This is a genomic window from Nocardia sp. NPDC051911 (assembly GCF_040681035.1).
Classification (GTDB): domain Bacteria; phylum Actinomycetota; class Actinomycetes; order Mycobacteriales; family Mycobacteriaceae; genus Nocardia; species Nocardia sichangensis.
Genome location: NZ_JBFAXY010000001.1, coordinates 293,182 through 307,161, shown reverse-complemented (window position 1 = coordinate 307,161; position 13,980 = coordinate 293,182). Strand labels below are relative to the sequence as shown.

At 68.7% G+C, this 13,980-nt stretch carries 14 protein-coding genes and 1 riboswitch; of the genes, 8 read left to right on the top strand and 6 right to left on the bottom strand.

Annotation, left to right across the window (positions count from 1 at the left end):
* Window positions 1-106: 106 nt before the first annotated feature.
* A complete protein-coding gene (locus AB0L97_RS01675; protein ID WP_355071554.1) occupies window positions 107-604 on the top strand; it encodes a DUF456 domain-containing protein in 498 nt (165 codons plus the stop codon).
* 3 nt (window positions 605-607) lie between these two features.
* Here the strand turns inward: AB0L97_RS01675 and AB0L97_RS01670 are convergent, their stop codons facing one another.
* On the bottom strand, window positions 608-1,483 hold the full coding sequence (locus AB0L97_RS01670) for an amidohydrolase family protein (protein WP_364424647.1): 876 nt from the start codon (window positions 1,481-1,483) through the stop codon (window positions 608-610).
* An 84-nt stretch (window positions 1,484-1,567) separates the two neighbouring features.
* Window positions 1,568-3,031 carry an FAD-dependent oxidoreductase gene (locus AB0L97_RS01665; protein WP_364424645.1) on the bottom strand — a complete coding sequence of 488 codons (1,464 nt, stop codon included), beginning with the start codon at window positions 3,029-3,031 and terminating at the stop codon, window positions 1,568-1,570.
* Window positions 3,032-3,408: 377 nt separating this feature from the next.
* On the opposite strand from AB0L97_RS01665, the gene AB0L97_RS01660 reads away from it, so the two are divergent.
* The 3 genes from AB0L97_RS01660 (at window position 3,409) to AB0L97_RS01650 (ending at window position 5,680) form a co-directional block, all read left to right on the top strand.
* Complete coding sequence (locus AB0L97_RS01660; RefSeq protein WP_364424643.1) at window positions 3,409-3,858, top strand: hypothetical protein; 450 nt, start codon at window positions 3,409-3,411, stop codon at window positions 3,856-3,858.
* 63 nt (window positions 3,859-3,921) lie between these two features.
* A riboswitch (SAM riboswitch) is annotated at window positions 3,922-4,038 on the top strand.
* Window positions 4,039-4,052: 14 nt separating this feature from the next.
* Window positions 4,053-4,469 (top strand): rhodanese-like domain-containing protein, encoded by a 417-nt coding sequence (locus tag AB0L97_RS01655; RefSeq protein ID WP_355071560.1) that lies wholly within the window; start codon window positions 4,053-4,055, stop codon window positions 4,467-4,469.
* Window positions 4,466-5,680 (top strand): O-succinylhomoserine sulfhydrylase, encoded by a 1,215-nt coding sequence (locus tag AB0L97_RS01650; RefSeq protein WP_355071562.1) that lies wholly within the window; start codon window positions 4,466-4,468, stop codon window positions 5,678-5,680. The genes AB0L97_RS01655 and AB0L97_RS01650 overlap by 4 nt, the downstream gene beginning before the upstream one ends.
* A gap of 11 nt (window positions 5,681-5,691) precedes the next feature.
* Here the strand turns inward: AB0L97_RS01650 and AB0L97_RS01645 are convergent, their stop codons facing one another.
* Both AB0L97_RS01645 and AB0L97_RS01640 read right to left on the bottom strand, forming a co-directional pair.
* Window positions 5,692-7,194, bottom strand: a complete 1,503-nt coding sequence (locus AB0L97_RS01645) for a serine/threonine-protein kinase (RefSeq protein ID WP_364424640.1) — start codon at window positions 7,192-7,194, stop codon at window positions 5,692-5,694.
* Window positions 7,195-7,289: 95 nt separating this feature from the next.
* Complete coding sequence (locus tag AB0L97_RS01640; protein WP_355071565.1) at window positions 7,290-7,742, bottom strand: RpiB/LacA/LacB family sugar-phosphate isomerase; 453 nt, start codon at window positions 7,740-7,742, stop codon at window positions 7,290-7,292.
* Between the two features lie 88 nt (window positions 7,743-7,830).
* Here AB0L97_RS01640 and AB0L97_RS01635 point away from each other — a divergent pair, with 88 nt between their 5' ends.
* Window positions 7,831-8,454: a type 1 glutamine amidotransferase family protein gene (locus tag AB0L97_RS01635; protein WP_364424865.1), complete on the top strand. Its 624-nt coding sequence runs from the start codon at window positions 7,831-7,833 to the stop codon at window positions 8,452-8,454.
* Window positions 8,455-8,504: 50 nt separating this feature from the next.
* A complete protein-coding gene (locus AB0L97_RS01630; RefSeq protein ID WP_364424637.1) occupies window positions 8,505-8,954 on the top strand; it encodes a helix-turn-helix domain-containing protein in 450 nt (149 codons plus the stop codon).
* A 200-nt stretch (window positions 8,955-9,154) separates the two neighbouring features.
* Here the strand turns inward: AB0L97_RS01630 and AB0L97_RS01625 are convergent, their stop codons facing one another.
* Window positions 9,155-9,964, bottom strand: a complete 810-nt coding sequence (locus AB0L97_RS01625) for an HAD-IIA family hydrolase (protein ID WP_364424635.1) — start codon at window positions 9,962-9,964, stop codon at window positions 9,155-9,157.
* A gap of 169 nt (window positions 9,965-10,133) precedes the next feature.
* Here AB0L97_RS01625 and fgd point away from each other — a divergent pair, with 169 nt between their 5' ends.
* A complete protein-coding gene (fgd, locus tag AB0L97_RS01620) occupies window positions 10,134-11,144 on the top strand; it encodes a glucose-6-phosphate dehydrogenase (coenzyme-F420) (protein WP_355071568.1) in 1,011 nt (336 codons plus the stop codon).
* Between the two features lie 69 nt (window positions 11,145-11,213).
* Here the strand turns inward: fgd and AB0L97_RS01615 are convergent, their stop codons facing one another.
* Entirely contained in the window at window positions 11,214-11,720 is a 507-nt protein-coding gene (locus AB0L97_RS01615; protein WP_364424632.1) for a nitroreductase/quinone reductase family protein, read from the bottom strand.
* Between the two features lie 139 nt (window positions 11,721-11,859).
* On the opposite strand from AB0L97_RS01615, the gene pta reads away from it, so the two are divergent.
* Complete coding sequence (pta, locus tag AB0L97_RS01610; protein ID WP_364424630.1) at window positions 11,860-13,932, top strand: phosphate acetyltransferase; 2,073 nt, start codon at window positions 11,860-11,862, stop codon at window positions 13,930-13,932.
* The last annotated feature ends 48 nt before the right edge of the window (window positions 13,933-13,980 follow it).

The window sequence follows — 13,980 nt, the reverse complement described above, 5'->3', positions numbered from 1 at the left end:
ATGACAATAACGCCGGGGCCGGAGCCGGGGGCATACCCGGACGACGGATGGACGACGGGTTCGACGACGAGTCGCCCGTTCGGTCGCCCGGTCCTAGGCTGCACGTGTGCAAGCGCTGTCTGATCAGGGGTGGTACAACCTTCTCGCCGGTCTCGCGATTCTGGTCGGTCTGGTCGGCATCGTCGTGCCGATCCTGCCGGGCGTCATCTTGATCTTCGCGGCCATCGCCGTCTGGGCCTTTCTCACCGGGGGCGCCACGGCCTGGACGGTTTTCGCGATCAGCACGGTGCTGCTGGTGCTCTCCGGCGTCGTCAAATACACCTGGCCGGGGCGCAGGATGAAGGACGCGGGAGTGTCCAACCGCGCGGTCCTGCTCGGCGCGATACTCGGCGTCATCGGCTTCTTCGTGATTCCGGTGATCGGCCTGTTCGTGGGCTTCGTTCTCGGCGTTTATCTTTGGGAACTCCAGCGGCTGCGCGTCAACCGGCAGGCGTGGCAGGCGACCGTGCACGCGTTGAAGGGCGTCGGACTGTCCATCCTGATCGAACTCTTCGGCGCGTTGCTTGCCACCGGTGTGTGGCTCGCCGGTGTGTTCGCCGTCTGAGCGCTACCTATCGATGGCGGGGAACGGGATCGTGTCGCCCGCGCGGCTTCCCGGGAGTTCGTCGCGGCGCAGCCGGAGGGTCGGCGGTTCGGGCCGGTACAGCGGCAGCGTGGGGGCCGGCTCCTCGCGGACGACGCGCTCGCGGGCCGGGAGCCGATAGAACGCGCGCGCGTTGTCCTCCAGCACCGCGTACATGTCGGTGCCCACCACGTCGCAGAGCAGATCCACGTCCGAGTCCCGGAACGGACGTCCGGCTCGGGTACCGGGCAGATCGGTGCCGAACATGAGGGCTTCCGGATTCACCGCGTGCACGCGGCGCAGCGTGTCGGCGACGTTCATCGCGACCCGGCCGAAACCGGTCGCCTTGACCTTGGCTCCGCGGTCGACCAGGTCCAGCAGGAAGGGCAGCCCTTCGGCGGACATGCCCAGATGGTCGACCGACAGCGCGGGCAGCTTGGAGATGACCGGTTGCAACGAGGCCAGCATCGTGCCGTCGATGTAGACCTCGACGTGCCAGCCGGCCAGCTCGTACGCGCGCAGCGCCTGCAACGTCATTCCGGCGATGTCGGTGGCCGCGCGCTTGAGGTTGAAACGCAGTGCGCGCACACCGATCCGGTCCAGTTCGAGGATCTCCTCGTCGGAGGCGTCGAGATCGAGTCGGGTGACGCCGACCCAGCCCTCGCCGAGTTCGGCGAGGGCGGCCTTCAGGTAGGTCTGGTCCGTGCCCTGGAACGACCCGCTGACCACGGCGCCGCCGGTGACGTCGTAGCGCGCCATGCGCTTCCGGTAATCGGCGATGGTGAATGGGTCGGGCAGGTAGCCCTCGTTCTCGGCCAGCGGAAACCGCGGGTCGAAAATGTGCAGGTGGGCATCGAACACTTGTACAGAATGCCTCAGGGTCGGATTTTCCGCTGCCACAGCAGGGGTGTCGCGATGGCGGCGGAGGGGGTCACTGCGGGGTGATCAGACCTTGTGGGGTTCGCTGGCGCGCAGCATGTCCTCGCGTTCGACGACCTTGACGCGCTCGCGGCCCTCCGGCTCACCGAGGGAGCGTTCGTGCGCGTCGAGGCGGTACCAACCGGCCCAGGTGGTGAACGGGATGCCCTTGCCTTCGAGGAACTCGATGACGGCCTCGGGGTCGGGCCGCTCGGCCGGGGTGAAGCCGGGAGCGTCGTCCAGCAGGCAGGCGATGGTCTCGTTGGCGTCGCCCTTGGTGTGGCCGATCAGGCCGACCGGGCCGCGCTTGATCCAGCCGGTGACGTATGTGGCGGGCAGGTAGCGCGCGGCGCCGTCGGCGTTCTCGTCGATGAGCACGCGGCCCGCTTCGTTCGGCACGGTGCCGGCCTGGTCGTCGAACGGCAGGTTGGTCAGGTTCTGCGACAGGTAGCCGACGGCGCGGTACACCGCCTGCACGTCCCAGTCCTTGAACACGCCGGTGCCCTTGACGTTGCCGGTGCCGTCGAGCTCGGTGCGCTCGGTGCGCAGGCCGACGACCTTGCCGTTCTCGCCGAGAATCTCGGCGGGGGATTCGAAGAAGTGCAGGAACAGCTTGTGCGGCCGGTCGCCCGCGTCGCGGATGGCCCACTGCTCGAGCGTGTTGGCGACCATGTCGACCTGCTTGGAGTGACGGCGCGCGGCTTCGGAGCCTTCGTCGTAGTCGATGTCCTCGGGGTCGACGATGACCTCGATCGTGGGCGAATGGTCGAGCTCGCGCAGTTCCAGCGGGGTGAACTTGGCCTGCGCGGGACCGCGGCGGCCGAAGACGTGCACCTCGACGGCCTTGTTGGCCACCAGGCCCTTGTAGACGTTCGGCGGGATCTCGGTCGGCAGCAGTTCGTCGCCGGTCTTGGCCAGCACGCGGGCGACGTCGAGGGCGACGTTGCCGACGCCGAGGACGGCGACCTTCTCCGCCTCCAGCGGCCAGGTGCGGGGGACGTCGGGGTGGCCGTCGTACCAGGAGACGAAGTCGGCGGCGCCGTAGGAGCCGTCGAGGTCGATGCCGGGGATCGGCAGGGCGCGGTCGGCGTTGGCGCCGGTGGAGAAGATCACCGCGTCGTAGAAGGCCCGCAGGTCGTCGAGGGTGATGTCGGTGCCGTAGTCGATGTTGCCGAGCAGGCGCACCTGCGGCTTGTCGAGGACCTTGTGCAGGGCCGTGATGATGCCCTTGATGCGGGGGTGATCGGGCGCGACGCCGTAGCGGATCAGGCCGAACGGCGCGGGCATGCGCTCGTAGAGGTCGATCGATACCTCGGCATCGGACTTCATCAAGGCGTCGGCGGCGTAGATCCCGGCCGGTCCGGCGCCCACGATCGCGATGCGGAGCGGGCGGGTCTTCGCGGTGTGCGCGTCAGGCCCGGAGGAGGAAGCCTGCGTCACCACGGAGGGCTCGCGGACACCGCCATCCTCTACTGCACTCTGTTCGGTCATCTCTTTACGCGCACCTTTATGGTCGAAACAATTAATGACGTCGGGCTTAGCTTAGGCTAAGTTGACGCACCGGCTCGGTCGCACCCGTCCGGTGCGGACGCCGGCGTCGCCGGCTCGTGGCTGCACGGTGCTCCGTTCGCCGCGGCGTAGAGCTGCCGATTCGCTATGACAGCAGGCCGCCGTCCCGCGATTCTATCGGGATGGCCGACGCCGCCCCGCGTCGGTGCGTGAACTCGACGGATGCCATCGACAGCCACGATTGCCGCTTACCCGCTCGCGCGCGGTCTATCGCCGCCGCTCGCCCCTGGTCGGCGCCGCGCCGGTGTTTGCCCGGGGTCGAGCGCTCGATACCGGCGTCGACCAGGGATCATCGAGCCATGACCGAACAGCAGCCGACCGCGGGCGGGGACGAGATCATCCGGGTCGATCAGACCGATAAACGCTCGGTGGTCCCGTTCGTCGCCGCCGCGGTGGTCGCGGCGATCGTGCTGATCGCGATCGTGCTCGGCGGTGTGCTGTCGCCCGCTGAGAAAAATGTCACAGACGCCGACCGCATCACGGCGGCCGTCCGAAACTTCGTCGACGGTGCCAACCGCAGCGACGCCGTGCCGCCGCCCGGCACCGCGTGCCAGGGCTTCGACGCCGCCCACTCACCGCTGGCGGGCCAGGACGGCGCCGGAAAGCCCGTCGAGATCACGAAAATCGACCCGCCCATGGTGGACGGCGACCGGGGCAAGGCGACCGTCACCACGAAGGTGGACGGGCAGGAGAAGACGACGACCTGGATTCTCGCCAGATCCGGCGACAAGTGGCTGGTATGCACCTGAGCGTTCGCGCAGGGTGCGTCACCGTTTGACACGGTGACCCGGGTCGGTGCAATCTCAGTCGAAGGTCATGAGAACCAGTGTCAAGCCCCGGCATTGCTGGTCGGCAACCCTCCTCCGCGGTGGGGTGCTCCGGGTGACGACCTGGCGGCGCCCTGGTCCCGGGCGCGGCAAGTGCGGATTCGCAGGAGGTGCACATGAGTTATGCCGGTGACATCACCCCTCAGCAGGCTTGGGAGTTGCTGCGGGACAATCCGGAAGCCGTCCTGGTGGACGTGCGGACGGAAGCGGAATGGAGATTCGTCGGAGTCCCCGACACGAGCCCGATCGAACGGCCGACCGTGCTGATCGAGTGGGTCGATTCCACGGGGGCGCGCAACGAGACGTTCGTCGAGCAGCTGAAGCAAGCCCTCGACGGCCATGATCCCGAGGCTCCTGTCGTCTTCCTCTGTCGCTCCGGTCAGCGTTCGGTGGGCGCGGCGATCGCCGCCACCTCGGCGGGCTACCGCACCTCCTACAACGTGCTGGAGGGCTTCGAAGGCCCGCTCGACGAATTCGGGCATCGCGGCGGCTCCGGCTGGCGTGCCCTCGGACTGCCCTGGCGGCAGTCGTGATCACCGGCGGCGCGTTCGACAAGCCGTTGCCCGAGAGCGTCGGCCCCGCGACGCTCGGCGTGCGCGGCGGGCTGCGGCGCTCCGGTTTCGAGGAGACCGCCGAGGCGCTCTACCTCACCTCCGGCTTCGTCTACGAGAGCGCGGAGGCCGCCGAGGCCGCGTTCACCGGCGAGGTCGAACATTTCGTCTACTCCCGCTACGGCAACCCGACGGTGGCCATGTTCGAGGAGCGGATGCGCCTGCTCGACGGCGCCGAGGCGTGCTTCGCGACCGCGAGCGGCATGGCCGCGGTGTTCACCGCGCTGGGCGCGCTGCTGGGCGCCGGCGACCGGCTCGTCGCCGCGCGCAGCCTGTTCGGCTCGTGCTTCGTGGTGTGCAACGAGATACTGCCGCGCTGGGGCGTTGAGACCGTCTTCGTCGACGGCGAGGATCTCGACCAGTGGGAACAGGCGCTGTCCGTGCCCACTCAGGCGGTCTTCTTCGAGACGCCCGCCAATCCGATGCAGACGTTGGTCGACGTGCGGCGGGTGAGCGAGCTGGCGCACGCGGCAGGCGCGAAGGTCGTGCTGGACAACGTGTTCGCCACTCCGCTGCTGCAACGCGGCTTCGAACTCGGCGCCGACGTGGTGGTCTACTCCGGCACCAAGCACATCGATGGGCAAGGCCGCGTGCTGGGCGGCGCCATCCTCGGCGCCACGGACTACATCGACGGCCCGGTGAAGACGCTGATGCGCCACACCGGCCCCGCGCTGAGCCCGTTCAACGCGTGGACGCTGCTCAAAGGCTTGGAGACGATGCCGCTGCGGGTGCGCCATTCGACGGAGTCCGCGCTGCGGATCGCCCGCTTCCTGGAGAGCAACCCGGCCGTCAGCTGGGTGCGATACCCGTTCCTGGATTCGCATCCGCAGTACGCGCTGGCCACGGGCCAGATGAGCGGCGGCGGCACCGTGGTCACCTTCGAGCTGAACGCACCCGAGAACGAGGCGAAGAAGCGCGCGTTCGAAGTCCTGAACCGGTTGCGCATCGTCGACATCTCCAACAACCTCGGTGACGCCAAGTCCCTGATCACCCACCCCGCGACCACGACACACCGCGCCATGGGTCCCGAAGGCCGGGCCACCATCGGTTTGTCCGACGGCGTCGTCCGCATCTCGGTGGGCCTGGAGGACGTGGAAGACCTGCTCCAGGATCTCGACCAAGCCCTCGCCTGAGCAGGGATCGGTCACATCGGCATGGTGACGCCGGGTGAAGACGGTGCACCGTGCAGGATCAAGTGGCTCGGAACGTCGTCTTTCTTGTCGTTCTTCTTGCCGTTCTTGTTCTTGCCCGGCAGGTCGAAGGCCAGCCGGATCGTGCCGGCGCGGCCGGGCGCGATGCGTGCGAAGTCGTCGCCGGGCGGGTTGAGTCCGGCGGTGGCCGCCGCGTCGGGTGCGACGGAGCGGCCCGCGGTGGTGACCAGCCGTTGACCGGTGACGTCGAGGACTTGGTCGCGGTCGGACACGTTGGTGACCGTCAGCGTGACGATGGTTCGGGAACCGCCGCCGGAGCCCACATCGGTCACGGTGAAAGCGAAGTTTCCGTCGCGCACGGCAGTACCTGGATTCGCGGGTTGTCCGCCGGTCTGGGGCAGCGGAGTATCGGTCGGCGTAGCGGTTTCGCGGGTTGTCGGACCCGCGACGGGCGCGGACCCGATGCCGCCTACCAGCAGCCACAACACCGCCGCGGCGACGAGCGCCGCCCCTGCGGCGACGGGTATCCATCGGCGCTTTCGCCGACGATGGAGCTGGCCGGTCGGAGCGGGTGAACGTACCTCGGGCGTCGGCTGCGCCGCAGTGGCGGCGGTCATGACGCGAGTTTGCGGGCGGGCGGCCGGTGCCGGGAGAGGCGGGGCTGGTCGCCCAACCGTGGACCGGCCCAGAGCGGCCGACGCCGCCGCGGCGAGTTCCCCCGCGCTGCCATAGCGTGCGTCCGGCTCTTTGGCCATTCCCCGGGCGATGACGTCGTCGAGTGCGGCCGGGACGCCGTGGGCCGCCCGCGAGGCGCGCGGCGGCTCGGCCATCAGATGTGCCCGCATCTGTTGTGCCGGATCGCCCGCGCCGTAGGGCGGTTGTCCGGTGAGGGTCTCGTAGAGCACGCAGGCCAGCGAATAGACATCCGACCTGGCATCGACCGTGCCGGTGAATCGCTCCGGCGCCATGTACCCCAGCGTGCCGACCACCAGCCCGGTGGCGGTGAGCGCGGTGCCGTCGGCGGCGCGGGCGATACCGAAATCGATCAGATATACGAAACCGCTGGTGTGCAGAAGGATGTTGCCCGGCTTCACATCGCGGTGCACGAGTCCGGCCGCGTGCGCGGCGTCCAGCGCCTCGGCGGCCTGGGCGATGACGTCGACGGCCCGATCCGGCGGCAGCGCGCCCGATCGCAGCCGGGTGCCCAAGTCGACGCCATCGATGTAGGCCATCTCCAAGAACAGATGGCCGTCGACCTCGCCGAACGCGTGGATGGGCACGATGTGCGGGTCGCGCGCCCGAGCGCCCAGCCGCGCCTCCCGCTCGAAGCGCTGCCGATAGAGCGAATCCGCGGTATACGCCGCGGACAGCACCTTGAGCGCCACGGCGCGGCCCTCAAGGTCGTGTGCCAACCACACCTCACCCATGCCGCCACTACCCAGCAAGCGTTCGAGCGAGTAGTTCCCGAACGTGCCACCGGCGCTCTGCACGGACATGCCTCGACCGTATCGCCGGGTTTCGTCGCCATCGCGGGCGGGAGGGCGTCCGCTTTCGTGCTGTCGACGCCGCACGTTACGCGGAGAAGGCTTCGTCAGGCATCGGCGGTGCGCTCGATGTCGGTGAGATGGGCGATGTTGGCCCGGTCGTCCGGGGACGAGCTCGGTTCGGTGGTGAACCAGGAGTCGAGGATCTCCCGTAGCTCGGCGCTCGAGGTCGAACGCAGGCTCAGGGCAAGGACGTTGGCGTCGTTCCAGGTGCGGGCGCCCGCCGCGGTCGAGGCGTCCGCGCAGAGTGCGGCGCGGACACCTGCGACCTTGTTGGCCGCGATCGAGGCGCCCGTGCCGGTCCAGCAGCAGACGACGGCTTGGTCGGCGTGGCCGGAGGCGACATCGCGGGCGGCCGCTTCGCTGGCCCAGGCCCAGTCGTCGCGTTCCTCGTCGGACAGCGCGCCGTGCAACACGAGTTGGTGGCCGCGCTTGCCCAGTTCGTCGACCAGTTCCGCGGCCACTCCGACCCGCTCGTCCGCCGCCACCGAAATTCGCATGCGTTCAGCGTAGTTGCCGGTTCGCGGGCAGTGCGGACGATCGTTCGCATTGACAGTATACTGTCAAATATGACAGCATACTGTCATGATGAAGACCGTGCACATGGCCGTTTACGACACACTCGCCGACTGGGAGGTGGGCGCGGCGACCGCGCACATCAACAAGCCGAGCTGGCACCGGGAACCGGGAACCTGGCAGGTGAAGACGGTCGGCCCGACCGTGGAGCCGATCACGACGATGGGCGGCATGCGCATCGTGCCGGATGTCGTGCTCGCCGAGCTGACCCCCGCGGACAGCGCGATGTTGATCCTGCCGGGCGCGGACACCTGGGAGGGGCCGCACTTGGATCCGTTCGCGCACAAGGCACGCGAGTTCGTGGACGCCGGTGTTCCGGTCGCCGCGATGTGCGGTGCGACATTCGGCTTGGCCAAGGCGGGTCTGCTCGACACTCGCGAGCACACCAGCAACGTCGCCGAATACCTTCGCTACAGCGGGTATTCGGGTGCGCACCACTACGTCGACGAACCGGCCGTCACCGACGGTGACGTCATCACCGCCGGGGCGAGCGCGCCGTTCGAGTTCGCGCGCGAGGTGCTCGGCAGGCTCTGCGTGTACGAGCCGCATGTGCTGGATGGCTGGTACGCGTTGTACGCGCACTCCGATCCGGCCGGATGGGCGGTGCTGGCGGAATACGACGCGCAGCACGCGTGAGCGAGAATCGTCGGTGATCCGGCCGGATCGCCGGCATCGGGAGGCGACGCATGACCCCAGAACAGGAATTGTTCGCCGCGGCGGCGATCACGTCGTTCCGTTTGAACGGTCAGTTCCTCGGCGTGGCCGAGGAACTGGCGCGACCGGCGGGCCTGACCGCCGCTTGGTGGCAAGTGCTCGGTGCGGTGCTGCGTGCGCCGCTACCCGTCGCGGGCATCGCCCGCGAGATGGGCATCACCCGCCAGAGCGTCCAGCGCATCGCGGATCTGCTCGTGGATAAAGGGCTCGCCGAATACCAGCCCAATCCCGCCCACCGGCGCGCGAAACTCGTCGCGGTCACCGACGCGGGCCGGGCCGCGGTGCACCGCATCAACCCGCAACACAAAGTGCTGGCCGAACGGCTCGTAAACGAACTCGGCCGCGATCAGCTCGCGCGCACCGTCGAGGTGCTCACCACGCTGTCCGCCGCGATCGACGCGATCACCACGGACGGCGCCTAGCCGCGCCAACCAACGACGATCGCGTTCGACCGCAGCGTACGTCGTCGTAGGCGGAAGTGCGGGTCGCGGAAAGCTTTTCGCGCGCCGAGCCTCTGGGCAGCGGCTGTTGTCGGATCGCCGAGTTCCTGGTCCCCGGCGGGCTTCCGAGACCGAGGAGGCGGCAGCGGCGGCGTGGTTCGTCGCAGGTCCGGACGTGTCGCTCAGTCGGCGAACGGGGACTCGGTCTTCCCGATCAGGTCGGCGACGGAGTCCACCACCATCGTGGGGCGGTAGGGGTAGGCCTCGAAGGACGCGCGGGTGGAGATGCCCGAGGTGACCAGGATCGTGCGCATGCCCGCTTCCAGGCCGGAGATCACGTCGGTGTCCATCCGGTCGCCGATCATCACCGTCGACTGAGAATGTGCGCCGATGCGGCGCAGCGCGGAGCGCATCATCAGCGGGTTCGGCTTGCCGACGTAGTACGGGTCGCGTCCGGTGGCGCGCGTGATCAGCGCGGCCACCGAGCCGGTCGCGGGCAGCGAGCCATCGCGGGACGGGCCGGTCGGGTCGGGGTTGGTCGCGATGAAACGGGCGCCTCGCTCGACCAGCCGGATCGCGGTGGTGATGGCCTCGAAAGAGTACGTGCGGGTCTCGCCGAGGACGACGTAGTCCGGGTCGCTGTCGGTCAGCACGTAGCCGATCTCGTGCAGTGCGGTGGTGAGGCCGGATTCGCCCACCACGTAAGCGGTGCCGTTGGGGCGCTGTTCGTTCAGGAAGGTGGCGGTGGCCAGCGCGGAGGTCCAGATCGCTTCTTCCGGGATGTCGAGCCCGGTGTGCCGCAGTCGCGCCTGCAGATCGCGCGGCGTGCGGATCGAATTGTTCGTCAACACCAGGAACGGTGTCTCGTTGGCGCGCAGTTCGGCGAGGAACTTGTCGGCGCCCGGAATCAGATGGTCCTCGTGCACCAGCACGCCGTCCATATCGGTCAAGTAGGACAGGATCGGCTCGTCGTCTGCGCTCACGCGGGCCATTATCCGCTATCGCCCCGCGGCGGCCACCGCAGAAACATTTCGCCCCCGCCGCGGTGTTCTCCGCTGTGAAGATCATCCGCGTCGGGCCGTCGGCGCGGAGGGCGGCAGCGTTGACTACTGTCGATGACGGATCGCGATGGCGGCGAAACGAAACGCGAGGAGCGTGCAGATGAGCGGACTCAAGCTCGGATACAAGGCATCGGCGGAGCAGTTCGGTCCCCGTGAACTCGTCGAGATCGCGGTGCTGGCCGAGCAACACGGCTTGGACAGCGCCACCGTGAGCGACCATTTCCAGCCCTGGCGGCACAAGGGCGGACACGCGCCCTTCTCGCTGGCCTGGCTGGCCGCGGTCGGTGAGCGCACCCAGCGCATCCAGCTCGGCACGTCGGTGCTCACCCCGACGTTCCGCTACAACCCAGCGGTGATCGCGCAGGCATTCGCCACCATGAGTTGCCTGTACCCCGATCGCGTGATGCTCGGTGTCGGCACCGGTGAGGCGCTCAACGAGATCGCCACCGGCTACACCGGCGAATGGCCGGAGTTCAAGGAGCGTTTCGCGCGCCTGCGCGAGGCGGTCGACCTGATGCGCGCCCTGTGGACCGGCGACCGCGTCGACTTCGACGGCGAGTACTACAAGACCGTCGGCGCCTCCATCTACGACGTGCCCAAGGGCGGTGTCCCGATCTACGTCGCCGCGGGCGGCCCCCTGGTCGCGCGGTACGCCGGACGCGCGGGCGATGGCTTCATCTGCACCTCGGGCAAGGGGATGGACCTCTACACCGAGAAGTTGATGCCCGCCGTCGCGGAGGGCGCGGCGAAGACCGGCCGCAGCGTCGACGACATCGATCGGATGATCGAGATCAAGCTCTCCTACGACACCGATCCGGAACTGGCCAGGGAGAACACCCGGTTCTGGGCTCCGCTGTCGCTCACCCCGGAGCAGAAGCACAGCATCACCGACCCGATCGAGATGGAGGCCGCCGCCGACGCGCTGCCCATCGAGCAGATCGCCAAGCGCTGGATCGTCGCCAGCGACCCCGACGAGGCTGTCGCCCAGATCAAGCCCTACATCGACGCGGGCCTCAACCACCTGGTCTTCCACGCCCCCGGCCACGACCAGCGCCGCTTCCTCGACCTCTTCCAGCGCGACCTGGCCCCCCGCCTCCGCGCTCTGGCCTGACCGTCCACGAGTGGCACACCACGGATAGGTCTTCTCGGCCGATGCCGCACTGGTGTGCCACTCGCGAAGTCACGCCCGGCGGAGGGCGAAGATGCGCAGGTCGCGGGTGGTGCGGGAGCGGTAGGCGGCGTAGGCGCCGGTGATGTCGACGAAGCGTTGGAAGATCGCGTCTTTGTCGGGAGTCTCGACGGGGGTGGCGGTTACCCGGATGCGTTCGCCCGCGATCGCCACCGTCGCGGTGGGGTGGGCCAGGAGGTTCGCGGTCCAGGCCGGGTGGTGCGCCTGGCCGAAGTTGCTGCCGATCACGTAGAGCGTGTCGCCGTCGTGCACGTACAGCAACGGCTGGGTGCGCGGTTGGCCGGACTTGCGTCCGATCGTCGTCAGCAGGATGACCGGCGCGCCCATCGGGCCGAGCACGGTGTACTTGGCATGGGTGCGCTCCAGGACCGCCCGGTCCAGTGGCGTGAGGGCCCGGACGAGTCGGGAGCCGGGCTTGGTGGCCGCGAATCTGCTTGCCGCGCGAGCGAATAGGTTGGTCCGCGAACCCCACTGCCGGTCCGGAAATTGCTCAGCCATGCCCGGACTATAGCGGCCCGGGATATCGGCTTCGGCGGCTTCGCGCCAGCACGTATCGAACCTCGCCGAGCAGGCCCCGGTGGGTGACGATCGTCGCGCGGCGGGTTCCGGTTGCCGCTGGTTCACTAAGCTCTGGGACATGGCCGACAACGCTCCATCCGCCGTGTACATCGCCTCTCCCGAAGGCGACACCGGTAAGTCGACGGTGGCCCTCGGGGTACTGCAGACGCTGTGCGCGACGACCGCGCGGGTCGGGGTGTTCCGGCCGATCACACGCTCGACCACCGAACCCGACTACATCCTCGAACTGCTGCTCGAGCACAGCACGGCGGACATCGACTACGCGCAGGCGATCGGCACCACCTACGAGCAGGTGCACGCCGATCCGGACGCGGCGATCAGCGAGATCGTGCTGCGCTTCCACGAGGTCGCCAAAGCGTGCGACGCGGTGGTGGTGGTCGGCAGCGACTACACCGACGTGGCCAGCCCCAGCGAGTTGCGCTTCAACGCCAGGATCGCGGTCAATCTGGGCGCACCCGTGTTACTGGTGGTCCGCGGCGCCGGGCGCACTCCGGACGAGGTGAAGCAGCTGGCCGAACTGTGCGCGTCGGAGCTGGCGCACGAGCACGCGCAGCTGGTCGCCATCATCGCCAATCGCTGCGACCCGCAGCGGTTGGACGAGGTGAGCGCGGCGCTCGGCGGGTTCGACGTCCCGTCCTGGACACTGCCCGAGGTCCCCTTGCTGATCGCCCCCACCATGGCCGAGCTGTGCGCCGCCATCGACGGCGAGATGTACAGCGGTGACCCGGAATTGCTGCACCGCGAGGCGCTGAAGGTCATGGTCGGCGGCATGACCGCCGAGCACATCCTGGAACGGCTGACCGAGGGCGTGGTGGTGATCGCGCCGGGCGATCGGTCCGACGTACTGCTGAGCGTCGTGAACGCGCACGAGGCCGAGGGCTTTCCGTCGCTGTCGGGCATCATCATGAACGGCGGCCTGCTGCCGCATCCCGCGGTGGCGCGGCTCATGACCGGCCTGAAACCCAAGTTGCCGATCCTCACCACCGAGCTCGGCACCTACGACACGGCGGGCGCCGCGTACCGCAGCCGGGGCCGCATGTCCGCGGGCAACCCACGCAAGGTGAACACCGCTCTGGCTCTGATGGAGGAACACGTGGACGCCGCGGAGCTGTTGCGGCGCATCGACGTTCCGCACAGTCCGGTGGTCACGCCGCAGATGTTCGAATACCAGCTCATCGAGCGCGCGCGAGCCGATCGCAAACGCATCGTGCTGCCGGAGGGCGACGACGACCGTATCCTGCGCGCGGCCGGACGGGTGTTGCAGCGCAAGATCGCCGATCTGGTCATCCTCGGCGACGAGACGGCGGTGCGCGCCCGCGCCGCCGAACTCGGGGTGGACATCTCCGCCGCGCAGGTGCTCGACCCACGCAACTCCGGCTACCTGGACGAGTTCGCCGCCGAATACGCCGAACTGCGCAAACACAAGGGCATCACGCTGGAGCGCGCCCGCGAAACCGTCGCCGACATCTCGTATTTCGGCACCATGATGGTGTACAAGGGGATCGCCGACGGCATGGTCTCCGGCGCGGCGCACACCACGGCGCACACCATCCGCCCGTCGCTGGAGATCATCAAAACGGTGGAAGGCGTCTCCACCGTCTCCAGCGTGTTCCTGATGTGCCTGGCCGACCGGGTGCTCGCGTACGGCGATTGCGCGGTCGTGCCGGATCCGACCGCGGAGCAGCTGGCCGATATCGCGATCTCGTCCGCGGCGACCGCCGACCGCTTCGGCATCGAGCCCCGGGTCGCGATGCTGTCGTACTCCACCGGCGAATCCGGTAGCGGGGCGGACGTGGACAAGGTGCGCGTCGCGACGAAGCTGGCGCGCGAGCGCGCACCGAAGTTGCCGGTGGAGGGGCCGATCCAATACGACGCCGCGATCGAACCGACCGTCGCCGACGCCAAGCTGCCCGATTCGGAAGTCGCCGGGCGCGCCACGGTGTTCGTGTTTCCCGACCTCAATACCGGCAACAACACCTACAAGGCGGTGCAGCGCAGCGCGGGCGCGATCGCGATCGGCCCGGTGCTGCAAGGTCTGCGCAAGCCGGTCAACGACCTGTCGCGCGGCGCGCTGGTGGCCGACATCGTCAACACCGTGGCGATCACCGCCATCCAGGCGCAGGACAGCTGATGGGTGCGTTCGCCGTCGCGGCGCGGGCGCGTCGCGGAACAAGCGCGT